This window comes from Yoonia sp. GPGPB17 (assembly GCF_037892195.1).
Lineage (GTDB): Bacteria > Pseudomonadota > Alphaproteobacteria > Rhodobacterales > Rhodobacteraceae > Yoonia.
This window is the reverse complement of sequence record NZ_JATACI010000002.1, coordinates 407,219-432,773: the sequence shown is the minus strand read 5'-3', so window position 1 is coordinate 432,773 and position 25,555 is coordinate 407,219. Positions and strand designations below refer to the sequence as shown.

The window sequence follows — 25,555 nt, the reverse complement described above, 5'->3', positions numbered from 1 at the left end:
TCGCAGAAACTTCACCCGCCTGATACAGGCGGCCAAAGACTGCGGCAAGCGTCGGCACGACGCCTATCCGCAATCATGCGACGTTAGTTGGATGCAGTGCGCACCGGCTGACGGTAGAAATAGTGGAAGCCAATCTCGGCTGTGCGCGGATAGCGCTGTGCCCAGGATGGGTTCACGGCTTTGGTATGATAGTGCGTCGCACCACCCGTCAAAGCGCGCGGCGCGCCATCAATCAGGATGCGGGCCACCTTGCCGACACGCTCCCACGACCGGGGCTCGGCAATGGTCTCTGGCTTGCCGTCACAGGTATAGGTGAATTGGCAGGCATACCGGCGTCCAGTCCCTTGGTTGATCACGCCACAAAGGGTATCGGGATAGGCATTGCTATCCACACGGTTCAGAATAACCTCACCCACGGCAAACATGCCGCGCACACTTTCGCCACGTGCTTCAAAATAAAGTGCTTCGGCCAGGCATTGCCAGTTGCTGCCACCCTCCGCCACGGGCTGCGCGGATAGGAATTCGCGATCATAGACAAGGCCACTGCGTGTGGCCACACCGCGTTCTTGCGCCGGTGGCAAGCTGGTTAACATGCTCATGCGGCTGTCGGGGATCACGGACAAGGCTTCACGCTCTTGCCCAAGGATCGCGCCCAAACGGCTCGCCAAGAGTTCATCTGCTGCGGCAGAGCTTGCCCCAACACAAATTGATGCCGCAGAAATTGCGGCGAAAATCGCCTTCAAAACAGTCATTTTTCCCACCCAGGAAAAGACGCGGGGATGCTCCGCGCTAGCGCGGGTGTCCTTAAGGGAAACATGTCAAAAGGTCTACCCCCCGCTCAGGACTGTTCTGAAAGGCGCAACACAGGCAGGCCCAACACAGGGACTATTTCCCAAAATGCAGATTTTCGCGGCATAAATGCCACAATATCTGGTATTGCGTTAGGGTGACACCCGATCGGCCAAAGCCAGTTGAGCCGCGGTGAGTCGCGCAACAGGCACCCGGAACGGCGAGCACGATATGTAATCGAACTGTTGTGCACGGCAAAACGCGATGGCCGACCGATCACCACCATGTTCACCGCAAAGCGACAAAACCACATCCGGGCGACCGACGCGCCCCCGCGCTGCACCCAGTGAGATCAGCTCGCCCACACCTTCAAGATCAAGGGTATGGAAAGGATCTTCGGCATAGACACCCTGCTGGACATAAGAAGACATAAAGCGCCCCGCATCGTCGCGTGACAACCCATAGGTCATCTGTGTCAGATCGTTGGTACCAAAGGACAGAAACTGCGCATGCTCTGCGATATCCTGCGCACGTAAGGCCGCGCGCGGTGTCTCGACCATAACCCCGAGGTGATAGTCGAAGGCCGTCTTGCTTTTCGCCTGCACCGCATTGGCAACACCATCAATCCGTGCCTTCAGAAGCTCGACCTCACGCATCGCGCTGACCAGCGGGATCATGATCTCGACGTTGATTGAAATCCCTTTGTGGCCAACAGCAACCATCGCTTCGAAAATCGCGCGGGCCTGCATGTCGTAGATTTCCGGGATTGCGATCCCAAGACGGACGCCGCGCATACCCAACATCGGGTTGTATTCAGCCAAAGCATCAACGCGTTCCACCACATCAGGCATCGGCAGCGCAACCTGTTCAGCCAAATCACGCATACCCGCCTTATCCGACGGCAGGAATTCGTGCAGGGGCGGATCGAACAGGCGGACGCAAACCGTTTTGCTTACCATAATCTCAAACAAGGCCTGAAAATCGGCACGCTGCATCGGCAGCAGGCGGTCCAATACGGCGCTGCGGTCTTCGCTTTCTTCGGCAAAGATCATTTCACGCATCACGCCAAGGCGATCACCGTCGAAAAACATATGTTCCGTCCGGCAGAGACCAATCCCTTCGGCCGCAAAGTTCTGGGCGGTCTGCGCGTCGGCAGGTGTGTCGGCATTCGCGCGTACGCCGATATCGCGGAACGCGTCCGCCCATTCCAACAAGGTTTGGAAGGCCCCATCCAACGCCGCCTCCAACATTGGCGGCTGACCGACCAAGACCTGACCCGTGCTGCCATCAACCGTGATCATATCGCTTACTTTAAACTTACGCCCATCCGGGCCAATGATCAGGCCTCTTTTGCGATCAATGCTCAGGTCCGAGGCCCCAACCACACACGGCAAACCAATGCCGCGCCCGATCACCGCCGCATGGCTGGTCACACCACCGCGCATGGTCAGAACAGCGCTGGCAGCGTGCATGCCGCGAATGTCCTCTGGCGTCGTCTCGCGGCGAACAAGAACACAAGGCTCGCCCCGCGCCGCACTGGCCTGCGCATCATGCGCGGTCAAGACGATCCGGCCCGAGGCCGCACCCGGACTGGCGGCAATGCCACCTACAATCAAATCGCGCTGCGCATTGGGATCGATTTGCCGGTGCAACAACTCGGACAGCGCTGACGGCTTGACCCGCATGACAGCTTCTTCGCGTGGGATCACCTTGTCTTCGGCCAAAGCGACCGCGATTTTGACGGATGCCCGCGACGTGCGCTGCACACGCACCGCATCCAAAATCTGGACGGCACCATCCTGAAGTGTGAATTTCACTTCCATCTCTTCGCGCAAACGACGCCGGCAGATATCCCCATATGACACCAATTGCGCGTATTGCGCGGGGCAGATATCCTCCAGCGCCGGACCACGCGGGTCGCGTGTCAGATACATCGCGCCCTCGGTATCGGCGGCGACATCGCCCCCCTCGCTTTTGCTTTCGCTCAGATAGCGCCCGACGATCTTGGGCTGACCCGTCGCAGAGTCGACAAACTGGATCACACCCTGCCCACATTCACCCTGTCCGGCCCCCAGGGCCATCGCCTGCACCACAAGGCCCAGACCGGCATTTGCAGGTGCGCCTTTGGCTTGTCGCAGCAGGCGGGCGGTCGTGCCGTCCCAAGCGCGCGCCATGGATCGTAGCACCTCGGCCAGTTGCACAGCCGGATCTTGTGGGAAGGTTTCGTCTGTCTCTAACTCAAACGTGTCGAGCATCGTCTTGAGGCTGGCTGCATCGGCAACATCCGGCAGGTAGAATTCATCCGGGTCCAAACGGGCGACGTGGATCGCGTAGGATTGAACAAACCGCAAATACAGCCGGGTTGCCGCCTCGGCCCCGATCCGCTGGGTCAACTCGGCCAGACGGGCATCATTCATGCCAACATTCAGGATCGCGCTTGGCCCGCCCCAATCCGGGTCCTGACTGGAGGGGCGCACAGACAGCAGCGGCGCATCACCGAACGGGGCCAACAGTGCCTGCATATCTGGCAGGTTCCCGATTGCCGCTTCATGAACTGCATCGAAAGACAACGCCATGGTCAATGGCACCGGCAAATCCAGACGCACCAATCGCTGCAAGCACTTCGCACGCCCGCCATGCACCGCAGCTGACATGGCTGCGGTCGATGTGATGAGCGTCAAAGGCCCGTATATGGTCTGTTGCTGCACTGCGGCACCGATCATTGTTCAGGTGCAGCATAGAAGACTAAACGGCGATCTGTACACCTGCGTTTACGGTTTTTCCGCCTAGCCTTCGATTTTGTTCAGATCAGCGACGCTGAGACAGATATTTCTGATACGAGACAGCAGGTTAAGACGGTTGCGGCGCAGGATTTCACTATCGGCGTTGACTTGCACATCGGTGAAAAATGCATCAATCGGCCCGCGCAGTGCCGCCATAGCAGTCATCGCGGTGCTGAAATCCTCGACTTCCATGGCTGGCGCAATCTTTGCATCTGCAGCATCAAGGGCCGCAAAAAGCGCCTTTTCGGCGGCGTCTTCGGCGAATTTGATGTCAGCCCCATAGGAGTATTCCACCCCATCCTTTTCCTCGGCTTGGGTCAGAATGTTATTGGCGCGCTTGAAGCCTTGGATCAGGTTCTCGCCGTCGTCAGTGGCGAGCGTTTCAGCCAAAGCCTCGGCCCGTTTGACCAGCAACGTCAGATCATCATTGCCCGGCATGGCGATACAGGCGTCGATGATGTCGTGGCGGATGCCTTTGTCTTTGAGGAAGACTTTGAGGCGGTCGTGGAAGAAGGAGAGGAGATAACGCCCCATCGCCCTCTCCATAATTTCATAATATTGAGTGGTGGCTTGTATGACCTGTTCTGCAGAACTTTCGAGTTGCCGCTCTATGTCGGCGATTTCACCTTTTTCTTCGTCGGTCATTAGAGAGCGTAGTACTTGCGGATAGTGCTCATCGCTTGAAAGTGCTTCTCGCACTTCATCTTCGAAACGTCGATCCAGATGCGCACTCAATGGAGCAGCGGACAAAGACTCTAGATGAATTGATAACTTGTTCTGCAAAATCAACCGAATAACACCAAGCGCTGAGCGTCTTAAGGCGAAGGGATCTTTTGAACCAGTCGGTGTTTCCTCAATCGCCCAGAACCCAGTCAGCGTGTCGATCTTATCGGCGAGCGCCACAGCGACGGACACCGGCGCGCTTGGCACATCATCCGATGGCCCCAGTGGCGAATAGTGTTCTTCACAGGCCTCCGGCACACCATCGTCATGCCCCGCCGCTTGTGCGTAATAACGGCCCATGATCCCCTGCAATTCCGGGAACTCATAGACCATCTCCGAGGCTAGGTCAGCCTTGGCGATCCTTGCTGCCTCTTCCGCCAGATCGGGCTTGGCGCCCACATGGGGTGCGATTTCGCGGGCCAGCGCTGCGATCCGTTCAATCCGCTCGGCTTGTGAGCCCAGCTTGGCGTGGAAGGTGACGTTGGACAGTTGATCGGTCCACGCCTTCATCCCCTCACGTTCGACCGTGCGCAGATCGTTTTCCCAAAAGAACTTCGCATCCGCCAAACGCGCCGACAGCACCTTTTGGTTCCCGGCCAGAATGGTCGCCCCATTGTCGGCGGTTTCCATGTTGGCCACAGTCACAAAACGTTCGATCCGCCCGGTCTTGGGGTTGCGCACAGAGAAGAATTTCTGGTGCTCTTTCATTGAGGTTTGCAGCACCTCGGGCGGCAGGCCTAGGAAGTCATCATCAATCTGGCCCAGCAACACGACAGGCCATTCCACCAGTCCTGCGACCTCGGCCAGCAAACCGCGATCTTCAACCACCTCAAGACCCAGCGCAAAGGCCTGATGGGTTGCATCATGCCAGATCGCCTCGGCCCGCTCGTCGGAACGCAAGACAACATTAGCGCGCTTGAGCTTTGCCTCGTAGTCATCGAAATTTGTGACGGAAAATGCAGCGGGCGCGAGGAAACGATGCCCTCGCGTGGTGTTCCCTGATGTAATACCATCTACATCCAGCGGCACCACCTCGGCCCCAGCCTCATCACTCAGAATACACAGGATGGAATGCAGTGGGCGCACCCATTTCAGCGGACCATTACCCCACCGCATCGACTTGGGCCAAGGGAAACTCCGGATCGCTTTTTCCAGCACTTCGGCGATGATATCCGCCGCCATGCGCCCGGGCTTTTCGATCACCGCAAAGTAGACTTGGCCCTTTTTGTCATCGCGCACTTCAAGGTCTTCGCGGGCTACACCAGCACCGCGCAGGAACCCTTCGATGGCCTTATCCGGCGCGCCGACTTTCGGCCCCTTGCGTTCTTCGCGTACGGCTTTGCTTTCTGCCGTCAGCCCCTCAATCGACAGCGCCAAACGGCGCGGCGTCGAAAAGGCGGCGGCGCCTGCATAGGTCAACCCCGCCTCAACCAAACCATCCGTCACCAGCTTGCGCAGATCATCCGCCGCACGGCTTTGCATCCGCGCGGGGATTTCTTCGGAGAAGAGTTCAATCAGAAGATCAGGCATTACTCGGTGCTTTCAGGAATTGGGGGCAGTCATCGGGGGGTGGGTTGCCATCGAAAACAACCTCGCCGCATGCGTTGATCTGGTGCCATGCATAGCCGCGCCCATCTGGGTAAATCGCGATGATCCGGTCAATGCCGTATTCAACATTTTCGACCCCCATAAAGGCGATGGCGTCTGTTTGCAGGTCCGCCCCGATCTGGGCGGCGTCAAAGCAGTCAAACCATCCGGGTGCGACACGTGGTTCCGCGTTTTCAACGATCACAAAGGTCTCGGTCAGCATCGCCTGGCTGAGCGTGGTTTCAAAACAGGCGCGATAGCGTAACGGGCTGCTGATTGCGTCAATACCTTCAAAGCTTTGTACAACAATCGGCTCGGCCTCGCCTGTGCTGACAGAGGTCAGCATCACGGCATCTGCATCCGCCTGCACCTCATCATAATAAGCATAGACCTGCTGGTAGTAGAGGACACCACCAAGAACAGCCGCAGAGACAAGCATTGCCACAATAATCACCCGTGCCATCAGGCCGCTGCCCCACCTGCTTCGGTTTGCACGAAGGCATCTGCACAGGCTTTCGCCAGCGTCCGCACCCGCCCGATATAGGCCTGGCGTTCCGTGACCGAGATCACACCACGCGCATCCAGCAGGTTAAAGACGTGGGATGCCTTGATGCACTGATCATAGGCGGGATGCGCCATGATGATCTTATTGCCTGTTTTAGGATCATCCGCGGGCGTATCGAGAATACGCTGACACTCGGCCTCTGCATCCACAAAATGCTGCAAGAGCACCTCAGTGTCCGCAATATCAAAGTTCCAGCGCGAGTATTCCTGTTCGGTCTGTTTGAAGATGTCACCGTAGGTCAGTGGGATTGGCGTCTGCGGGTCGTTAAACGGCATGTCCATCACGTGATCCACGCCCAGCACATACATGGCCAGACGCTCCAAACCATAGGTCAGCTCACCGGAAACCGGTTTGCAATCATGCCCACCAACTTGCTGGAAGTACGTGAATTGGCTCACTTCCATCCCATCGCACCAGACCTCCCAGCCAAGGCCCCAGGCCCCAAGCGTTGGGCTTTCCCAGTCGTCTTCGACGAACCGAATGTCATGCATGGATGCATCAATGCCAATCGCTTCCAGCGACCCCAGATAGAGTTCTTGCAGATCTGGTGGCGATGGTTTGATCACTACTTGATACTGATAATAGTGCTGCAAACGGTTCGGGTTTTCACCATAGCGCCCATCAGTCGGGCGGCGCGACGGCTGCACGTAGGCTGCGGCCCAAGGCTTGCTGCCCAGCGCACGCAGGGTTGTGGCGGGGTGGAACGTCCCGGCCCCCACCTCCATGTCATAGGGTTGCAGGATCGCACAGCCTTTGGCGGCCCAGTAGTTCTGAAGCCGCAGGATGATCTCCTGAAAACTGCGTGGTTTATCCGCCATCGTGGAACCCTCGTTTGCTTTGAGGGTTCAATAGGGTGCCGGGCCAAAAGGGTCAATTGGGCAACGGGTCGGGATTTATTGCATGGTTCCGCCGCGTCTCACCACTCTTTGACTTGCACAGCGCGCCACCTGCGGCCAACAAGTGCGAAATGCATGCTGCTATGCCGAGGTTTACGATGTTCAGGGCTTTTGTTGCCGGTCTTTTTCTTTGCCTGTCTGTAATGCAGGCCCAAGCGCAAGATCGCTATTGGGTGCAGATCGAAGCACGCCAGACACTGAGTGAAGCGACCGAGCGCGCCCGCGTCTACGCGCGCCGGTTTGACGATGTTGAGGGCTACTATCTGGGCCGTGGTTTCTATGGAATCGTCCTTGGACCCTACAGCGAAGACCTTGCACGACAGGAATTGCGGCGCCTTTTGCGCGACAGGCAGATCCCGTCGGACAGCTATCTGCAAAACGGACGCCGCTTTGAACAACAGTTCTGGCCTATCGGCGGCGGCAGCGCCTTGCCGCGCGACACGTTTGTGCCCGAAGAAGAGCCCGTGCCTGAGCTAAGCGCATTGCCGCAAACACCCCTGACCGCGCCTTTTGAGACATTGCGCGAGGCGCGCGCGTCTGAGGCCGCGTTATTACGGACCGAACGCGAAGAGTTGCAAAAAGCGCTGCAATGGGCTGGTTTCTATGATGCGGCCATTGATGGCGCATTCGGGCGCGGCTCGAGGCGCGCCATGGAGGCATGGCAACTAGCCTATGCACAGGATCCGACAGGTGTTTTAACGGCACGCCAGCGCGAACAGCTTTTGCTGCAATACAACGCGGTTCTGATTGACGTGGACATGCAGTTGGTGCGCGATGCCGACGCTGGTATTCAAATGCAGATACCAACGGCTGTTGTGGCCTTTTCCGAATACCAGCCGCCATTTGCCAAGTTTGACGGGCAAAGCTCTTTGCCGACAGCGCAGGTCTTGATGATCTCGCAACCGGGCGATGCGGGGCGCATGCGGGGCCTTTTCGAAGTCCTGCAAGTGCTGGATATCATGCCACCCGATGGAGCACGCCAACTGCGTGGAAACAGTTTTTTCATTGAAGGCATAGACGAGGATCGCCATACCTTTGCGACGGCCACGCTACAGGATGGTGAGATCAAAGGCTTTGTCCTTGTTTGGCCTGCGGGTGACAACCAGCGGCGCGCCCGTATTCTGGACGTGATGCAATCCAGCTTTGAACGGCTTGACGGCACACTTGATCCGAACATGGTGCCACCGGGCGAAGATCAGGCGATTGATATGGTCGCAGGGCTGGCCGTCCGCCAGCCCAAGCTGTCGCGCTCTGGCTTCTATGTCGCCACTGATGGTGTGGTGGTGACAACACCAGAGGCCATTAACAGCTGCAGCCGCATCACATTTGACCGCGAAACAAATGCGGAAGTCATCGGGACTGACCTCGACTTGGGTGTGGCTGTGCTGCGACCCATTTCGCCGCTAGCACCCATCGAAGTCGCCACTTTCCAGTCTGACACCCCACGTCTGAAAGACCCTGTGGCCGTCGCAGGCTATCCTTTCAACGGCGTCCTGACAGCCCCGACGCTGACCTTTGGGACACTCGAGGACATCCGTGATCTGCAAGGGGACGATCGGCTGAAACGCCTGTCTGTTCCCGCCCAGGCCAGCAATGCAGGCGGCCCGGTGATGGATGCGAGTGGGGCTGTTCTGGGCATGCTGTTGCCGCATGCCGGCGCATCAACCCAGGCTTTGCCCGGCGATGTGCATTTTTCCCTTGATGCCGCGCTGATTGCGTCTTTGTTGGAGGAACTGGGCGTCGCAGCGGCGCAAACGACAGCTTCTAAGCCCCGCGATTTCATCGGTTGCTTTGTCGCGCAAGGCCGCTGACGTCGCCGTATTGGTCAGTTGCTGGTAAGCGCGATATCCGATTTGACACGAATGACCGTGGGGCCCTTGGCTTGAAGTGCCGCCTGAAGCACCGACTTGAATTGCGCCAGATCGGTCGGTTCCGCTGATTCTGCGCCATAGGCCGCGGCCAGCTTCAGAAAATCAGGGTTGCGCTGCACCACGGCATTGGGCGCGATTTGGGCACGCACCATACTATCCTCGATCTCACCCAGTTTGCCGTTGTCCCAGATGATGATAGGCAGCGTGAGTTCCATCTCAACTGCCACCGCGAGTTCTTGGACGGTGTATTGGAATCCATAGTCGCCAAGGATTGCAATAACAGGCTGATCCCCCACCCCGATCTTGCCGCCAATCGCGGCAGGGAGCGCGTAGCCAAGGGTGCCAAAGCCGTATGGGTGGTGCCAATGGCCGGGGCGGTCCATCGGATAGACCTCTTTCGCGGCATAGGCGAATTGGGTCATGTCCGAGTAGAACATGGTGTCGTCCGGAACAGCATCTTTGAGCGCGTCAGCAACAGGAAGAATACCGGGGCGCTCGGCGTCGATTTCGGCGCGCCAACGCTGCCTAGCTTTACTCACAGCATCAATGGACCAACCTGTCGCTGGTTTGTAGTCAACTCCGAGTTCGACAAGCAATTCCTCCATCCAAGGCTCGGCCGATACTTTGATACGTAGATCAGCAGCCCCACCGCGCACGAGTTCTGCGGTATCGATATCAACATGGATTGCTTTGCAATCATGCCCTAAGTCGTTACGCCAAAGGTCGACCTCAGACAATTGAGTACCTAGTAGGATAATGAGGTCGGCTTCAGCAAATATCTCTTTGCTACTCGCCCGAGCAAGAAACGCACCGAAGTGTAGCGGCGAGCCATCACGAATTATGCCGCGTCCTGCATATGTACTAAAGGAAGCTGCACCCAAAGCCTCCACAAACATTTCCGCAGTTCTATTCACGGAAACGCACCCACCGCCCACAATTACAAGCGGTCTATTAGCTTGCTTTATTAACTCCAAATCCTCAATCCAAAAGCCAGCTGGTAAACATGGATCGACAACCGACTTTCGAGAAGATTGGCTGAGTGTTGTGCGAGATTCTAAAAGAGAAATTGGGACCTGAATATGCTTCGGCTTTGGCCGTTCTCTTTGAAATTCAGAAAGCGCCCGATCAATCAACTGATAGCTCGCCTCCGCCGTCCGCGCCGTCACTGACCAATCACAAACCGCTGCCGCCGCCCCTTCCTGATCTTTCATCTGGTGCAACTGTCCACGCGTGGCCTCTGTCTCATCCAGCACCGATGATATCACCAGCATCGGCACGCTGTCCGAATAGGCCTGCCCCATCGGCGTCATGATGTTGCACAGGCCCGGCCCGGAAATCACATAGGCCACGCCCGGTTTCCCCGTCGCCCGGGCATAACCATCGGCCATGAACCCCGCCCCCTGCTCATGCCGTGCGAGCACATGGGTGATCGCGGCTTCTTCGATCCCGCGGTACATTTCTTGGTTATGTACGCCCGGGATGCCAAAGATCACATCCACACCGCGGTCTTTCAGCATATGCGAGATTTGTGCGCCAAGTGGCCGGGTTGTCATCGTTAGTTTCTCCAGAATTTGATGGACAGGATGGTTAGCACGACCATGATCTCAAGACGGCCTACGAACATCGCAATCGCCAGTATCCATTTGGCTGTGTCGTTGAGGTTGGCATAGTTGCCCGCTGGACCGATCTCGAGCCCCAAACCCGGGCCGATATTCGCCAAGGCGGCTGCCGCGCCAGACACCGAAGTGATAAAGTCCAACCCGGTGAGGCCCAGCAGAACCGCCGTGCCGCCCAGCGACAGAATGAACGCCACAAGAAAGGCAATCACCGAGTTCAGCACGTCCTCGCTGATCGGTCGCCCGTCATAGCGTGGGGTGAATACACCATGCGGTGAATGAATCTGACGGATCTGGCTTTTAATGGCGGCAAAGACCAACTGGTAGCGAAACACTTTGACCGAGCAAGAGGTCGACCCCGCGCAGCCGCCAATCAGGCCGATCAAAAAGAACATCACCACAGGGAATGTGCCCCAAGCCATGTAGTCAGCGCTGGCATAGCCCGTCCCCGTCATGATTGACGTCACGTTAAACAGCGCATCACGAAAACCAGCTTCGGACATCACGCCACTGCGGCCCCAAAGCCATGACGTCATCAGCAACACGCAAAAGACGACAATCATCAGAAAAACCCTAATCTGACCATCTTTGAACAGTGGCTGGGCGGTCCCCGCCATAAGCTGCACGAAACGTACAAATGGCAATGCCGCGAGGATCATGAAGACGACAGCCACGTAATGCACCCCTGCCCCCCAGGTCCCGAAAGACGCATCATAGTTGGCCATGCCCCCTGTTGATACGGTCGTCATGGCGTGCACGATCGCATCAAAACCTGCCATGCCCGTGGCCGAGTAAGCCACAATACAGGCCATCGTCAGGCCCACGTAGATGAACGAAATGCTGGTCGCGATTTCACCGGCACGGGGCAGGATCTTGCCACTGGTGTCAAACCCTTCTGACCGGAATATCTGCATGCCGCCGACGCGTAGTTCCGGCAAAAACACCATCGCGACAACGATGATACCGACGCCGCCAAGCCATTGCAGCACACCGCGCCACAACTTCAGGCCATCGGGCAAGGCTTCAAGACTGCTGAATGCCGTCGCGCCGGTGGTCGTCAGGCCCGACATGGCCTCAAAAAACGCGTCGGTAAAACTGGCCTCGGTTGCGCCCAAAACAAAGGGAACCGCGCCAAATACCGGCAATGTAAGCCAAACCATCGAGGTCAGCAGAAAGGTCTGCCGCAATGACAGCCCTTTGGTTACACCGTTTGAACACGCCAGCGCAATCAAACCACCCGTAACGATAGTGATCACTGCGCTTTCAAAGAAGACAAACCAATGCCCGTTGCTTAAGCAAGCAAATCAGCCGCAAGCGGGCCGAGCATGGTGATCCCAAGCGACGCCACAAGCAGACCGATCACATATCCCACTGGGCGTAAATCTATCATGCGGGCAGCGTTGTCCTGACCACCCGGCAGTGTCAAGAACAGCGCGTTCCGAATTGGACCGAACTGTCGCTTGAAAGCCCATATCGCCGGGTTAGCTCCATTCTCATGTTTGAACCTACTTATACCGCCGCACTGGGACGGCTTGCGGCCTTTGTCCCCCAAGCAAGCCGTGATTATGCCAGCAAGCGCAACTATGACGATCTGACCCATGTCTCAGCCCTGTCGCCCTACATTCGCCACAGGATCATCACCGAAGAGGATGTGTTGCAAGCCACCCTTGCCCGCCACCGCCCGCAAGCAGCCGGGAAATTCATTCAAGAGGTCTATTGGCGCACCTATTGGAAGGGGTGGCTGGAAATGCGCCCAGCGGTTTGGGCCATGTACCGGTCAGATCTGCAAGCGGCGCTAAACCAGGTGCAAACCGAGAGCGGGTTGCGGCGAGAGTGGGAGGCCGCATGCAAAGGTGAAACCGGCATCGACTGTTTTGATCACTGGGCCAGGCAGTTGGTTGAAACAGGGTATCTGCACAATCATGCGCGGATGTGGTTCGCCTCGATCTGGATTTTCACGCTACGCCTGCCCTGGACGCTCGGGGCAGACTTCTTCATGCGCCACTTACTGGATGGTGATCCTGCATCAAACACCTTGTCGTGGCGCTGGGTTGGCGGCTTGCAGACGATCAGCAAAACCTATCTGGCGCAACCTGACAACATCGCGAACTATACCAATGGGCGGTTTCATCCGACAGGTTTGGCGACATTTGCCGCTCCACTGGACGGCGTTCCGCATCCGGGGCGACAAGCCCTGCCGCTGTCCAACCGACCCAATCCAAGCCTGCGGACAGGTCTATTGATTACTGAGGAGGACCTCTCGCCGAGCTGGCTGCTTGATCAGATAGAGCCAAGCGCCTGCGCCATTGTGCAGACCACACAGGATCGCAGCCCACTTGCCGTGAGCGATCACGTTGTCGACTTTGTCAAAGGCGCGTTGTCCGACTGCACCACCCGCTTTGCTGAGCGCCTTGGCCCGGTAACAGAGGTGACGTCAAGCAAAGCTCGGAGACTGGGCCAAGACGCAGTGCCTTGAGCAGATTGTCACGTCATACCTGCCTGCAGGTTCGACACGAGATGCTCTTGCTGACATTGCATTGCTTCAGGTCATACGCCCTTACGATGCGGCAGCTTGGCCCCATGCAACGCATGGGTTTTTCCGGTTCAAAGACAAGATACCAATCCTTTTGGATACACTGGGCAGCTGTTCGCCGCGGTAAATCTCAGGTCCCCGCCAACCATACATCCAATGTTTTCTTAAGGGCGGCCCAATCGGTGAATTCCTTATCTTCATGCGGCGTGATCTCTTCCCCTTTTTGCGACGCGATCCAACGCATGGCCCAGGATTTGAAGAAATCATATTCCGAAAACCGGAACGCCCCGGCCACATGCATCACCGTAGGTGGTGTCCAACCGGTCTTTCTGGCAAAACGGCTCACACAATCAGCCAGCCCAGCCCATTCATCAGCGTCATCCCCGGCGGCGGTCAAGGATACGGACAGGAACGCCGCACGCGCCTGTGTAAGTGTCGCCGCTTTGGCCGTCGCCAGCGCGACAAGTGCTTTTTGATATTTGCCACCGTGCAAGGACCCCGCGAGCAAAACCGCATCAAAGCGCGCGAGTTCAGCGTCATACGCATCCTGCGCGCCCACCAGTTCGACAGAATGGCCCTGCCCGTTCAGATAATCTGCGCAATAGCGGGCGACTTTACGGGTCTGCCCTTCGGTTGAGGCGTAGGTGATCAAGATGTTCAACGTGTTGCTCCTTGTTTCTGAGCACAGAATAGCAACAAGGGCAGATCTTAAAATTGATCCAAATCAGATAAGGTTGGCCTAACCCACTTTACGCAAACCGCCAGACGCCCAACCACGGCAAGCGGTACCAAAAGCTTCAAAGAGTGGCCGTGACACGGGATCATCTGCGGCGTTCCATTCTGGGTGCCATTGCACCGACATCGCAAAGCCCGGCGCATCTTTGACATAGATCGCCTCTGGCGTGCCATCCGGGGCATACCCATCAATCACGATACGCGCGCCCGGCTGCTTAATTCCCTGCCCGTGCAGGGTGTTGGTCATGACCTTGTGGTTTCCAAACAGGCGGTGAAAAGGACCGCCCTCGGTCAGTGTGACCTCATGGCGCAGCTCGAACTTTTCTTCCAAAGTGCCATCGGGGGGCATGCGATGATTGTCACGCCCCGGCAAATCGCGGATTTCGGGGTAAAGCGTGCCACCCATCGCCACATTCATTTCCTGAAACCCAAGACATACGCCCAACACAGGCTGCGCATGCGCCACGCAAGCCCGAATCAGCGGCAATGTGATCCGGTCGCGGTTACGCTCAAACGTGCCATGGGCTTCGGTCTCTTCCTCGCCATACTCTTCAGGATGGACGTTCGGTCGACCGCCAGGAAAGAAGAAGCCATCACAGATGGCCATGAGTTCTTCAATACTGTGCACCTCGGGGTCGGCTGGAATGATCACCGGTGCCACGCCTGACACATCCGACAGCGCCTGCACATTCATAGCACCTGCGCCCTGCACGAGGTATTCTTCGTTAATCAGATGCGAGTTTGAGATAATGCCAACAACTGGGCGCGCCATCAGTGATCCTTTTTGAGGTTTCACCCTGTCTAGCGTCCAAAATGGATGTTTTAAAGGCAATGTGGCGCACAACGGCGCCAACAAATGCGCACATGCCAGATTTTGACAGGCATATGCGCGATTTTATTAAGCTTCGCCGCTCAAACCGGCAGCGTCGATCCCGGCCATGGCCGCAATCACGTCATTGTCCGATGTATCACCCGTGACCCCAACAGCGCCAATCACATTGCCGCGCTTGTCACGCACCAAGACGCCGCCCGGCACAGGCACAACTTGCCCGCCGTAAACACCATTCACGGCAGCCATGAAGTAAGCCTGTTGTTCAGCGCGTGCCATCTGCGCTGTACCGGCCATGCCTAGCATCACTGATCCATAGGCCTTGCCATGCGCGATCCCAAAGCGGCCGGGAGCTGCGCCATCGGCACGCTCAAACGCTTTCACGTGCCCGCCCGCATCCAGAATAACAACCGAGAGCGGCTTGAAACCCATCTCGTCGCCCTTGGCCAATGCTTTGCGAATGATGGTACGCGCCTTGTTTGCTGAGATTTCAGCCATGTCTGTTTCTCCCTTGGAAACTTAGTGATTACGCTGCGCTTTCAGCTCCAACCGGCGCTGATGCAGGACGGGTTCGGTGTAGCCGGACGGTTGAATGCGGCCCTTGAAGACCAGATCACAGGCCGCTTGAAACGCGATCCCATTGAACTCTGGCGCCATAGGGCGATAGGCGGGGTCGTCCGCATTTTGCCCGTCCACAACGGCAGCCATCTTGCGCATGGCCTCCATGACCTGTTCTTCGCTGACAACCTCATGGTGCAGCCAATTGGCCAGTGCCTGGCTGGAAATCCGGCAAGTCGCGCGATCCTCCATCAGCCCCACGTCGTTGATGTCTGGCACCTTCGAGCAGCCAACACCTTGGTCAATCCAGCGCACAACATAGCCAAGGATGCCTTGGGCGTTATTCTCGACCTCTTTGATTTTCTGCGCATCCGTCCAGCGCTGATACTGTGCCAATGGAATATCCAGAACGGACGAAACATAGGCCCGCCGCCCGCCTTTCAGCAGTTTTGCCTGCACCGCCATCACGTCAACTTTGTGGTAGTGCAGCGCATGCAACGTCGCGGCTGTGGGGCTTGGCACCCATGCGCAATTCGCACCCGATTGTGGGTGACCGATCTTTTGCTCCAGCATGGCGGCCATCATATCGGGCATCGCCCACATGCCTTTGCCAATCTGGGCCTTGCCAGAGAATCCGCATTCCAGTCCGATATCGACGTTTTGATCTTCATAAGCGCCAATCCATTGTTTGCGCTTGATAAAGTCTTTTCGGCTGAATGGCCCGGCCTCCATCGAGGTATGAATTTCATCACCCGTGCGATCCAGGAAACCTGTGTTGATGAACGCCACACGCGACTTGGCCGCGCGGATACACTCCTTGAGGTTCACGGTCGTACGGCGTTCCTCATCCATGATACCAATCTTGACGGTGTTGCGCGGCAGGTCTAGCGCATCTTCAACCATGTTGAAGATATCGTTGGTCAGGGCGACTTCATCAGGTCCATGCATCTTGGGTTTGACCACATAGACTGATCCAAGGGCAGAGTTGCCGCCGTCGCGTTTCAGGTCATGTATTGCGATCAGCACGGTGATCATCGCATCCATCAGGCCTTCAAAGACCTCATCATCATTGGCATCCAGTATAGCGGGATTTGTCATCAGGTGGCCGACGTTACGGATCCACAACAGTGCGCGGCCCTTCAGGGTCAAGTCGCTGCCATCCGGCGCGGTATAGGTAATGTCATCAGCCAAACGACGGGTCATAGTCTGTCCGCCTTTCTGGAATTCAGCCGTCAGGTTGCCCTGCATCAGGCCCAGCCAGTTGCTATACGCCTCAACCTTGTCCTCTGCATCCACACAGGCGACGCTATCCTCACAGTCCATGATCGCTGAAACAGCGCTTTCAAGGCGCACATCGGCAAGCAATGCTTGGTCCCGGCTACCGATCGGGTGCGCACGATCAAAAACAAGTTCCACATGCAAACCGTTGTTGCGCAGCAAAATGGCATCTGGTGCTTTGGGGTTGCCGCGATAGCCGACAAACTTCTCGGGCTGGCATAACGGATGATCATCGACCAGCAATACACCATCGCGGATATGATAGCGCGACACGTCAGCATGGCTTGTGCCGTCAATCGGGAAAGCTTCGTCCAGAAATACCCTTGCCCGGGCAACGACGCGCGATCCGTGGCCACGATCATACCCACCTTTGGGCGGCAACTCACCCATGGCGTCCGTCCCATAGAATGCATCATACAGGCTGCCCCAACGCGCATTAGCCGCATTCAGCGCAAAGCGCGCATTGGTGATGGGGACAACAAGCTGTGGGCCGGGGACCGTCGCAATCTCGGGGTCAACATTTGAGGTATCAATTGCAAAATCGTCGCCCTCAGGAACCAAGTAACCGATCTCGCGCAAGAACGCCTCATATGCGGTGCGGTCGAGGCCTTGCCCGCGCCGCTCGACGTGCCATGCATCAATGGTCGCCTGCATCTCATCGCGCGTGGCAAGGGCCGCACGATTGCGCGGCGTCATCTCAGCAACCAGCCCGGCAAAGCCTTTCCAAAATGTGTCGCTATCAATGCCGGTGCCATCCAATGCCCGGGAATCAATGAAATTCGCCAGTTCTGTCGCGACTTTCAGCCCTTGTTTTTCAATGCGATCCGTCATGACCCGCCCCTTTTTGGATTGCTGCATACCGCGGCACACGATTGCCGCTCAGCAACGGAGGTAGTGCGAAAGTTTCCGATAGGCAACTCGGTCGGGACGATTTGTTTACTTGGGGTCAGCGACCGAGCGTGCGCGCCGTGCAATAGCGCAGGTCATCCCAAACTTTGGCCCGGATGGTGGTGGCGCTTCGCAGGCGCCCGCCCTACCTTGGATGTAGCCAACCAAGGAGCGCCCCATGAAAGACGCTGCCCCGCAAAAGATCTACCTGTCGGACTATACGCCGCCTGCCTATCTGGTGGATACCGTCCATCTGACTTTCAAGTTGGGGGCGACAAATACGCGCGTTGTCTCGCACATCGCTTTTCGACCCAACCCGGATGCCAACGATACCAATTTATTCTTGCACGGTGACGATCTGAAACTGATCAGCGCCAAGATTGATGGGCAACCGGTTGACCCGGACATCAGCACCGTCGGTCTGCGCTGTCCTGTTCCCAGCGCTCCTTTTGTTTTTGAGGCGGAGGTGGAAATCAGCCCCGCCACAAACACTGCGCTTGAAGGCCTTTACATGTCGAACGGCATGTATTGCACCCAATGCGAGGCCGAGGGGTTTCGCAAGATCACATACTACCCGGACCGTCCTGATGTGATGGGCGTGTTTACCGTGCGCATTGAAGGTGACCTGCCGGTGCTGCTGTCCAACGGGAACCCAACAGCTGCTGGTGATGACTGGGCCGAATGGCATGATCCCTGGCCCAAACCGGCCTACCTTTTCGCGCTGGTGGCAGGCGATCTTGTCGCGCATTCGGATAGGTTCATCACCCGGTCTGGGCGCGATGTCGATCTGAACATTTGGGTTCGCCCTGGCGCAGATGAGGCGAAATGTGCCTTCGGCATGGAGGCGCTCAAGAAGTCCATGGCTTGGGATGAAGATGTGTATGGCCGCGAATACGATCTTGATCTGTTCAACATCGTTGCGGTCGATGACTTCAACGCAGGCGCGATGGAAAACAAGGGGCTGAATATCTTTAACGCCTCTGCCGTTCTCGCATCACCAGAAACTGCGACCGATGCCGATTTCGAACGGATCGAGGCGATCATCGCGCATGAATACTTTCACAACTGGACTGGCAACCGGATCACCTGCCGGGATTGGTTCCAGCTTTGCCTGAAGGAAGGCCTGACGGTTTTCCGCGATCAGCAATTCACTGGTGATATGCGCAGCCACCCTGTCAAACGCATTGATGACGCGATGGTCCTGCGCGCCTATCAGTTCCGCGAAGACAATGGGCCATTGGCGCACCCGGTCCGGCCCGCCAGCTTTGTCGAGATCAACAATTTTTATACCGCGACAGTCTACGAAAAGGGGGCCGAGGTTATTGGGATGCTCAAACTTTTGGTGGGTGATGCCGCCTATGCCAAAGCGCTCGACCTCTATTTCGAACGGCACGACGGCGATGCCGCCACGATTGAAGACTGGTTACAGGTCTTTGAAGACACCACCGGGCGCGATTTGTCCCAATTCGCCAAATGGTACAGCCAAGCAGGCACACCGCGCCTGACCGTCAGCGATGAATTCGTCGATGGCACCTATCACCTGCATTTGCATCAAGACACACCGGTAACGCCGGATCAGGAGAACAAAGAGCCTTTGTTGCTGCCAATCGCCGTCGGTTTGCTGAATGACAACGGTGCTGAGGTGGTCCCAACAACGGTTCTGGAAATGACAGACGCGGCCCAAACCTTTACGTTTGAAGGACTGACCGGCAAACCAATCCCATCAATCCTGCGCAACTTTTCGGCCCCGGTGATTGTAAAACATGACCGAACGAATGCTGACCGCGCATTTCTTTTGGCCCACGACACCGACCCGTTCAACAGATGGGACGCAGGTCGGACGCTCGCACAGGACTTGCTGGTGCGCATGGTCCGTGAGGACGCGACACCAGATGCAGCATTTCTTGATGGGCTTGCATCTGTCTTGCGCGACGACGCACTTGATCCCGCGTTCCGGGCTTTGGTGCTGCGCCTACCCAGCGAAGAGGATACCGCCCAGGCGCTATCTGACACGGGCCATACACCGGATCCGACAGCGATCAATCAAACGCATGAGACGCTGAAACTGCATATCGCGCAGCATTTGCAGGATACACTACCGCGCATTTACGCCGATATGATCGTCACCGGTGCTTACACACCAGATGCGGAGCCAGCCAAGCAAACGTACGCTTGGTAACACGGTGCTGGCGTTGATCAGCAAGCTGGACGGCGGCAAGCAGGCGTCGCAGCAGTTTGGCAGTGCCGACAACATGACCCAGCAACTGGGCGCGTTGCGCGCACTGTTACAAATCTCGAAAGGTGCTGACGCATTGGCCGCTTTTGAAAACCAGTGGCAACATGACAGATTGGTCATGGATAAATGGTTTGCACTGCAAGTCAGCTTGGCCGCACCGGACGCCGCCACCGCGACCGCTGAGCGCCTAACAAAACACCCCGCTTTTGACATCAAGAATCCCAACCGGTTTCGGTCGGTCTTCGGGGGGCTGAAAGCGAACACAGCCGGGTTCCACCACGCGTCTGGCGCGGCATATGATCTGCTGGCGGACTGGTTGATCAAGCTTGATCCGCTAAACCCGCAAACGGCAGCCCGCGTCACGGCCTCATTCGATACATGGAGGCGATATGATGCTGATCGGCAAGGGAAAATGCGCGCCGCGCTGATGCGAATCGCGCAAACGCCTGATCTTTCAGGTGATACCGAAGAAATGGTGACACGCATCTTGGGCTGAACTTTGCCGAAAGGGCATGCCCATTGCTGCAAGCTTTTGCCGTTGCAAAGCTGTCATAAGATTGTCGTGGAAACGTTACGCGGGCCAGCGCATTGATGGCTTATGGAACATCGCATTGACCCGCTGATCGCTGAACGCGCCCCGTGGCTTTACAGTGATCGCCCCGGCACCCGCATCGCCAAACGGTGCCTTCACCGCCTTCTGGCCTATGATACCACCGTTGATATCGCCAAATCGCTGGAACACGCGCCATCTGACCAGATCATGGGTACCATGGCCGAACGTTTGTCAAAGATGGTCCATGCCAGCGGATTGGGTCATATTCCCGCGCATGGGCCCGCATTGATCGTGGCCAACCACCCCACCGGTATCGCTGATGGGATCATCCTGAATGGCTTGCTTGGCACCATACGCCCTGATGCTTATTTCTTTGCCAACCGCGATATCCTGCGGGTGTTTCCTCAAATGGAAACCATGATCGCCCCGGTGGAATGGCGCAAGGAACAGCGCAGTCATGCAAAGACGCGCGAAACGATGGCATATGTCCGCAATGCAACCGATGCCGCGCGCCTTGGCGTCATCTTCCCCTCAGGCCGCTTGGCAAAACGCCGTGGTCTGCGGCTTTATGAACGGCCGTGGTTGGCTTCGGCGGCGCTGCTGGCGCGTAAGTTTGATCTGCCTGTGATCCCGGTGAATATTCAGGCACGCAACTCGGCTCTCTTCTACCTTTTCGATCTGATCCACCCGACCTTGCGGGATATCACTTTGTTTCATGAGACGCTGAACAAGGCGCGCCAACCCTTCCGGGTCACTGTGGGCGAACCGATTTCTGCCGTCTCAATCCCGCACAGCGCAGAAGACGGGATCGCGATGCTGCGCCGCGCGACGCTGGCTTTGGGTGGTAAGGATGCCCCGACTGTGAACCTCGTCGCTACTTCACGTGCTTTCGCAAAATAGGCCACGCATGTTCCCTTGAAGCTGGGTCCGCCTTCTTTTAAACGAAGGCGAATGCAGACAAAGGAAGCGCCTCATGCTTGACCTCACCTATACAGCCCCTGCCCCCAAAGTGATCGCCGGTGCAACCAGCGATTGGGAATTGGTGATCGGCCTTGAGGTGCACGCACAAGTCGCGACGAATGCGAAGTTGTTCTCAGGCGCCTCAACATTGTTTGGCGCAGAGCCCAATAGCAATGTGGCGTTTGTGGATGCTTAAGCATGCCCGGCATGCTGCCCGTGATCAACGAAGGTTGCGTCGCGCAGGCCGTAAAGACGGGGCTGGGCCTGAATGCTGAGATCAACCTCGTGTCAGCCTTTGACCGCAAAAACTATTTCTACCCTGACCTGCCGCAAGGCTATCAGATTTCGCAGCTCTACCACCCCATCGTCGGCGAAGGCGAAGTGCTGGTTGAAATGGGCAATGGCGAGGCGCGCACTGTGCGGATCGAGCGTATCCACCTTGAACAAGACGCTGGTAAGTCGATCCATGACATGGATCCACATATGTCATTTGTGGACCTGAACCGTACCGGTGTGGCGTTGATGGAGATCGTCAGCCGCCCCGATATTCGCGGGCCAGAGGAAGCAGCGGCTTATGTGCTGAAACTGCGCCAGATCCTGCGCTACTTGGGCACCTGCGACGGGAACATGCAAAATGGCAATCTGCGGGCAGACGTGAACGTGTCGGTCTGTCGCCCCGGCGACTATGAGCGTTATCAGGAAACACAGGATTTCAGTCATCTTGGCACCCGCTGTGAGATCAAGAACATGAACTCAATGCGGTTCATTCAGATGGCGATCGACTATGAGGCGCGCCGCCAGATTGCCCTGATCGAAGACGGGCAAGAAGTAACGCAAGAAACGCGTCTTTATGACCCGGACAAGAACGAAACGCGGTCCATGCGGTCCAAGGAAGAGGCGCATGACTACCGCTACTTCCCCGACCCTGATCTGTTGCCTTTGGAGATTGAGCAGGCATGGGTGGACGACATCGAAGTCACAATCGGGGAACTGCCGGATCAAAAGAAGAGACGCTTCATTGGCCAGCTTCTTTTGTCCGATTACCTGGCCTCTGTCTTAACTGCCGAAAAATCTGTGGCTGATGCGTTTGAAGCCCAATTGAACAGATGGTTAGAACGGTATGTGCAAGATCCACCGCGGTCGGTACTCAGAGCTACGAAACTAAACAACGCTACAGCAGCTGAAGCTGAACTAGCGACTGGATGGCTGCAGTCTAACCAAGATGCGGAAGTCGCAGCGACAGCCACGAATTTTTATGGGGCGGTCGACACAATCGCAAATTTTGTCCAAGGACCAATTTTCGGCTGGGCAAAGGAAAACAATGAGGACGTTGATGTTGTCTTAGAGAGGGTCGACATTGGCGAGCTTTTCCATCTCCGAAGCACGAATGTCTTATCATCAAAGCTCGCGAAGGACGTATTTGAGATAATGCTGAAAACAGGCCGCGACCCGGCTGAAATTGTTGAAACTGAAGGTATGAAGCAGGTCACCGACACCGGCGCAATTGAAGCGGCTGTCGATGACATCATTGCTGCCAACCCAGCGCAGGTCGAAAAGGCGCAGGCCAATCCCAAACTGGTCGGTTGGTTTGTGGGCCAAGTAATGAAAGCCACTGGGGGCAAGGCGAACCCGGCTGCGGTGAACCAGATCGTCTCTGCCAAGCTGGGTCTGTAATCCGCAAGGTCGCGGAGTGCATTGGCACGGGCGTCGGGTTTTGATACACCCTCTTGGGTGGACTGATAGGTGAAGTGATGAGCTACGAATATAAAGTCGTACCAGCGCCTGCGCGCGGATTGAAAGCGAAGGGCATCAAAACTGCTGAAGATCGCTTTGCCCATGCGCTCGAGATGGCCATGAACGAACTGGCCGGTGACGGCTGGGAATACCTGCGCGCCGACACTTTGCCCTGTGAACAACGTGAAGGGTTGATGAGCAAGACGACGGTCTACCAAAACATGTTAGTGTTCCGCCGCGTGAAAGCAGCGGTCAAGCCCGCACAAAGCCCACCTGTGGCTACGCCAAGGCCGCAGATCAGCCAAGAGCCGACTGTCACGAAGAAATTGATCGCGCCCGCCAAGTCGGAGACACCTGAGAGCGCAGATGCACCCGCGACCGAGAAAAAGTCGGGCTCTTCGCCTGACGTTGCTGCCGAATAACTACTGAATATCAATCGCCAGGGCGTGAATGCGCCCGATGATGTCCTGCCCCAGCGCCGCATGAATGGCGCGGTGACGTGCGATACGCGACAAATCGTCCAATGATGCGGCCTTAATCACCACCCGCCAATGGCTTTCACCTGATCCATCATCACCGGCATGCCCGGCATGCAAGGCGCTTTCGTTGATGACGTCAACGTGCTCCGGCGAAAGGCTGCCCAAAGCGTCACGAATTTCTGTTTCCAATGCCATTATTTTTTGCCTGCCCTCTTCAATCTCTCGCTCCAGAGTTTATTGTATCTTCTCCGACTCGAAAAGGTAACGCACCCCATGAAGAAAGATGATCCTTTTGGTTTCGACATGTCCGTGTCGAGTTCGAAGAAAAAGAACCCACGCGGGCGGCGTGGTATGTCGGGTGCGTCCGAGACATCGACGCGGATTTGCGATCATGAAGGCTGCCAGGAGGCTTAAGCAAGTACCGCGCGCCCAAGTCGCCTGACGTATTGGATGATTTCTATTGGTTCTGCCAAAAGCATGTGCGCGAGTACAATCTGAAGTGGAATTTCTTTGACAGCACGTCCGAGGCAGAACTGGCTGCACAGATGGATAGTGATCGCGTTTGGGAACGCCCGACCAAACCGTTCAAGCGCACCGTGGAAGAAGCGGCATGGGCGCGGCTAGGTGTGGACGACGCGCATCAGGTGTTGGGCGAAAACGCGACCCGCAATCCGGGGCGTGGTGCTGCAACCGGGCGCAAGCTGCCGCCGACCGAGCGGCGTGCGGTCGAAATTCTGGAAGCGAAGGACAATATGTCCAAGCAGGAAATCCGCAAGGCCTATAAGGCTCTGATCAAAGTCTTGCATCCGGATATGAACGGCGGTGACCGTAGCCAGGAAGAACAGCTGTCAGAGGTGGTCTGGGCCTGGGATCAGATCAAGGTCAGCCGCAACTTCCGCGACAAAGACTAAAGGCGCCCGAAGGCGCCTTTGCCACTCACTTGCAATCGCCAAAACTAGTCGCGGTGATACAACTGAGCGCGTGATAGTGTGCTGAGTTGCGATGTGGCGCTGCGATGCGCCTCGCGGCCGATGCCAAAGGCACGCTCTTCCTCGACGACAGACATCAGATAATGTGCGCCAAAGGTACCGGCAAACCAGATAGCAGCCAACCACGGCTTGGCGATAAACGCAGATACAACCATAAGAGGGGCATAAAGCGTGCCCTCAAATGGGACTGTCAAACTGCCCCCGATGACCGCCGCAATCAGCGTCAAAACGACGCTGCCGACAACCGCACGCGCAAGACCCATCATGCCCAGATTGCCCATCCACCCCCGGGCGAGATACAGGCCAACACCTGCACTGATTGCGCCAGAGATGGCCACCCAATACACAAAGTTCGCAGGCTCAATAGCCAGCGTGTAAGGCGCAGCCAAACCCGCCATCACAACTAGCGCCACAAGTGGGGCGATTACGATGATCACCACAAAACCAAGGACGTAGGCTTTCTCGCCCCTCGTCAGGTAGAATTTTTCTGCCAAACGCTCAAACATAGCGTCTACCCCCATTTACTCGTTATTCAAATGACACTTACACGGTAGCAGCGGTTGCCTCTGCGAAGTGCCACAACCGATCTTTTATCTATAGGCAAGAAATTGCCACAAATTGTATGGTTCCTCAAGAACAAACCGGCATCTAATCGCCTATCTATAAACAACCCACAGAAAAGCTTGCTATTTTTTCGATTTGAGAAACGTGCGCATTCACCGTTTTCACCTTACGTTAACTCTCTCTTTAGAAAGTCCCTTTTTGCGTGTGCTGAAACTGGCGTTTCAGGCTCGAATCAACACGCTGAGGAACGCCCCGCATTGGCATGCACCCGAACAGCTGCACTGCCGGTCCAGTCGGCAGCCAACAACCATGCCAAACCGCCCTTTCTCTTGCAGGTCCGCGTTTTATGTTGCATCTCCGAGGCAAGGATGAACAAGCAATCGCAAAGG

Annotated in this window: 17 protein-coding genes and 4 pseudogenes; 8 read left to right on the top strand and 13 right to left on the bottom strand. The window is 56.7% G+C overall.

The window, feature by feature from the left end; translation table 11 throughout:
• Positions 1–83: 83 nt before the first annotated feature.
• From QTO30_RS02505 to QTO30_RS02485, 5 genes are all read right to left on the bottom strand, one after another.
• Positions 84–752, bottom strand: coding sequence for a cell wall hydrolase (locus tag QTO30_RS02505; RefSeq protein ID WP_340422293.1), 669 nt, complete (start codon positions 750–752; stop codon positions 84–86).
• A gap of 189 nt (positions 753–941) precedes the next feature.
• Positions 942–3,512: a putative PEP-binding protein gene (locus tag QTO30_RS02500; protein ID WP_340422291.1), complete on the bottom strand. Its 2,571-nt coding sequence runs from the start codon at positions 3,510–3,512 to the stop codon at positions 942–944.
• A gap of 63 nt (positions 3,513–3,575) precedes the next feature.
• Positions 3,576–5,825: a glycine--tRNA ligase subunit beta gene (glyS, locus tag QTO30_RS02495; protein WP_340422290.1), complete on the bottom strand. Its 2,250-nt coding sequence runs from the start codon at positions 5,823–5,825 to the stop codon at positions 3,576–3,578.
• Positions 5,818–6,345 carry a DUF6446 family protein gene (locus QTO30_RS02490; protein WP_340422289.1) on the bottom strand — a complete coding sequence of 176 codons (528 nt, stop codon included), beginning with the start codon at positions 6,343–6,345 and terminating at the stop codon, positions 5,818–5,820. Before QTO30_RS02490 ends, glyS begins: the two co-directional genes overlap by 8 nt.
• Positions 6,345–7,265, bottom strand: a complete 921-nt coding sequence (locus QTO30_RS02485) for a glycine--tRNA ligase subunit alpha (protein WP_340422288.1) — start codon at positions 7,263–7,265, stop codon at positions 6,345–6,347. Before QTO30_RS02485 ends, QTO30_RS02490 begins: the two co-directional genes overlap by 1 nt.
• 161 nt (positions 7,266–7,426) lie before the next feature.
• On the opposite strand from QTO30_RS02485, the gene QTO30_RS02480 reads away from it, so the two are divergent.
• Positions 7,427–9,154, top strand: a complete 1,728-nt coding sequence (locus tag QTO30_RS02480) for a serine protease (RefSeq protein ID WP_340422287.1) — start codon at positions 7,427–7,429, stop codon at positions 9,152–9,154.
• 14 nt (positions 9,155–9,168) lie between these two features.
• Here QTO30_RS02480 and QTO30_RS02475 read toward each other — a convergent pair whose 3' ends face one another.
• Complete coding sequence (locus QTO30_RS02475; RefSeq protein WP_445327174.1) at positions 9,169–10,731, bottom strand: 5-guanidino-2-oxopentanoate decarboxylase; 1,563 nt, start codon at positions 10,729–10,731, stop codon at positions 9,169–9,171.
• Positions 10,732–10,769: 38 nt separating this feature from the next.
• Positions 10,770–12,220 (bottom strand): annotated as a pseudogene (locus QTO30_RS02470) (TrkH family potassium uptake protein).
• Positions 12,221–12,325: 105 nt separating this feature from the next.
• Between QTO30_RS02470 and QTO30_RS02465 the strand changes: the two are divergent.
• The gene (locus QTO30_RS02465; protein ID WP_340422285.1) at positions 12,326–13,306 is read left to right on the top strand and encodes an FAD-binding domain-containing protein; all 981 of its coding nucleotides are present in this window, start codon (positions 12,326–12,328) and stop codon (positions 13,304–13,306) included.
• Positions 13,307–13,493: 187 nt separating this feature from the next.
• Here the strand turns inward: QTO30_RS02465 and QTO30_RS02460 are convergent, their stop codons facing one another.
• The 4 genes from QTO30_RS02460 to QTO30_RS02445 all read right to left on the bottom strand — a co-directional run bounded on the left by QTO30_RS02460 (position 13,494) and on the right by QTO30_RS02445 (position 17,594).
• Complete coding sequence (locus QTO30_RS02460) at positions 13,494–14,024, bottom strand: flavodoxin domain-containing protein (RefSeq protein WP_340422284.1); 531 nt, start codon at positions 14,022–14,024, stop codon at positions 13,494–13,496.
• Between the two features lie 78 nt (positions 14,025–14,102).
• A complete protein-coding gene (locus QTO30_RS02455) occupies positions 14,103–14,870 on the bottom strand; it encodes a gamma-glutamyl-gamma-aminobutyrate hydrolase family protein (RefSeq protein ID WP_340422283.1) in 768 nt (255 codons plus the stop codon).
• A gap of 126 nt (positions 14,871–14,996) precedes the next feature.
• The gene (locus QTO30_RS02450) at positions 14,997–15,425 is read right to left on the bottom strand and encodes a GlcG/HbpS family heme-binding protein (protein WP_340422282.1); all 429 of its coding nucleotides are present in this window, start codon (positions 15,423–15,425) and stop codon (positions 14,997–14,999) included.
• A 21-nt stretch (positions 15,426–15,446) separates the two neighbouring features.
• Positions 15,447–17,594: a malate synthase G gene (locus tag QTO30_RS02445; RefSeq protein ID WP_340422281.1), complete on the bottom strand. Its 2,148-nt coding sequence runs from the start codon at positions 17,592–17,594 to the stop codon at positions 15,447–15,449.
• 235 nt (positions 17,595–17,829) lie between these two features.
• Between QTO30_RS02445 and pepN the strand changes: the two are divergent.
• From pepN to QTO30_RS02420, 5 genes and pseudogenes are all read left to right on the top strand, one after another.
• Positions 17,830–20,383 (top strand): annotated as a pseudogene (pepN, locus tag QTO30_RS02440) (aminopeptidase N).
• A 102-nt stretch (positions 20,384–20,485) separates the two neighbouring features.
• The gene (locus QTO30_RS02435) at positions 20,486–21,340 is read left to right on the top strand and encodes a 1-acyl-sn-glycerol-3-phosphate acyltransferase (protein WP_340422279.1); all 855 of its coding nucleotides are present in this window, start codon (positions 20,486–20,488) and stop codon (positions 21,338–21,340) included.
• A gap of 73 nt (positions 21,341–21,413) precedes the next feature.
• A pseudogene (gene gatB, locus QTO30_RS22025) lies at positions 21,414–22,472 on the top strand (Asp-tRNA(Asn)/Glu-tRNA(Gln) amidotransferase subunit GatB); the annotation flags it as partial.
• A gap of 2 nt (positions 22,473–22,474) precedes the next feature.
• Positions 22,475–23,074 (top strand): hypothetical protein, encoded by a 600-nt coding sequence (locus QTO30_RS22020; RefSeq protein ID WP_445327173.1) that lies wholly within the window; start codon positions 22,475–22,477, stop codon positions 23,072–23,074.
• A 77-nt stretch (positions 23,075–23,151) separates the two neighbouring features.
• Positions 23,152–23,556, top strand: a complete 405-nt coding sequence (locus tag QTO30_RS02420) for a DUF4177 domain-containing protein (protein ID WP_445327123.1) — start codon at positions 23,152–23,154, stop codon at positions 23,554–23,556.
• On the opposite strand, the gene QTO30_RS02415 is transcribed toward QTO30_RS02420, so the two are convergent.
• On the bottom strand, positions 23,557–23,808 hold the full coding sequence (locus tag QTO30_RS02415) for a BolA family protein (protein ID WP_340422272.1): 252 nt from the start codon (positions 23,806–23,808) through the stop codon (positions 23,557–23,559).
• Between the two features lie 78 nt (positions 23,809–23,886).
• On the opposite strand from QTO30_RS02415, the pseudogene QTO30_RS02410 reads away from it, so the two are divergent.
• Positions 23,887–24,524 (top strand): annotated as a pseudogene (locus tag QTO30_RS02410) (DnaJ domain-containing protein).
• A gap of 44 nt (positions 24,525–24,568) precedes the next feature.
• On the opposite strand, the gene QTO30_RS02405 reads toward QTO30_RS02410, so the two are convergent.
• On the bottom strand, positions 24,569–25,108 hold the full coding sequence (locus QTO30_RS02405) for a hypothetical protein (protein WP_340422270.1): 540 nt from the start codon (positions 25,106–25,108) through the stop codon (positions 24,569–24,571).
• Positions 25,109–25,555: the final 447 nt, after the last annotated feature.

Bases quoted from the DNA above. Each gene is read 5' to 3' on its own strand.
- QTO30_RS02405 (WP_340422270.1), bottom strand. From the start codon at position 25,108: ATGTTTGAGCGTTTGGCAGAAAAATTCTACCTGACGAGGGGCGAGAAA.
- glyS (WP_340422290.1), bottom strand. From the start codon at position 5,825: ATGCCTGATCTTCTGATTGAACTCTTCTCCGAAGAAATCCCCGCGCGG.
- QTO30_RS02465 (WP_340422285.1), top strand. From the start codon at position 12,326: ATGTTTGAACCTACTTATACCGCCGCACTGGGACGGCTTGCGGCCTTT.
- QTO30_RS02505 (WP_340422293.1), bottom strand. From the start codon at position 752: ATGACTGTTTTGAAGGCGATTTTCGCCGCAATTTCTGCGGCATCAATT.
- QTO30_RS02450 (WP_340422282.1), bottom strand. From the start codon at position 15,425: ATGGCTGAAATCTCAGCAAACAAGGCGCGTACCATCATTCGCAAAGCA.
- QTO30_RS02485 (WP_340422288.1), bottom strand. From the start codon at position 7,265: ATGGCGGATAAACCACGCAGTTTTCAGGAGATCATCCTGCGGCTTCAG.
- QTO30_RS02480 (WP_340422287.1), top strand. From the start codon at position 7,427: ATGCCGAGGTTTACGATGTTCAGGGCTTTTGTTGCCGGTCTTTTTCTT.
- QTO30_RS02435 (WP_340422279.1), top strand. From the start codon at position 20,486: ATGGAACATCGCATTGACCCGCTGATCGCTGAACGCGCCCCGTGGCTT.
- QTO30_RS02490 (WP_340422289.1), bottom strand. From the start codon at position 6,345: ATGGCACGGGTGATTATTGTGGCAATGCTTGTCTCTGCGGCTGTTCTT.
- QTO30_RS02415 (WP_340422272.1), bottom strand. From the start codon at position 23,808: ATGGCATTGGAAACAGAAATTCGTGACGCTTTGGGCAGCCTTTCGCCG.
- QTO30_RS02455 (WP_340422283.1), bottom strand. From the start codon at position 14,870: ATGGCGCGCCCAGTTGTTGGCATTATCTCAAACTCGCATCTGATTAAC.
- QTO30_RS02475 (WP_445327174.1), bottom strand. From the start codon at position 10,731: ATGCTGAAAGACCGCGGTGTGGATGTGATCTTTGGCATCCCGGGCGTA.
- QTO30_RS02420 (WP_445327123.1), top strand. From the start codon at position 23,152: ATGAGCTACGAATATAAAGTCGTACCAGCGCCTGCGCGCGGATTGAAA.
- QTO30_RS02445 (WP_340422281.1), bottom strand. From the start codon at position 17,594: ATGACGGATCGCATTGAAAAACAAGGGCTGAAAGTCGCGACAGAACTG.
- QTO30_RS02500 (WP_340422291.1), bottom strand. From the start codon at position 3,512: ATGATCGGTGCCGCAGTGCAGCAACAGACCATATACGGGCCTTTGACG.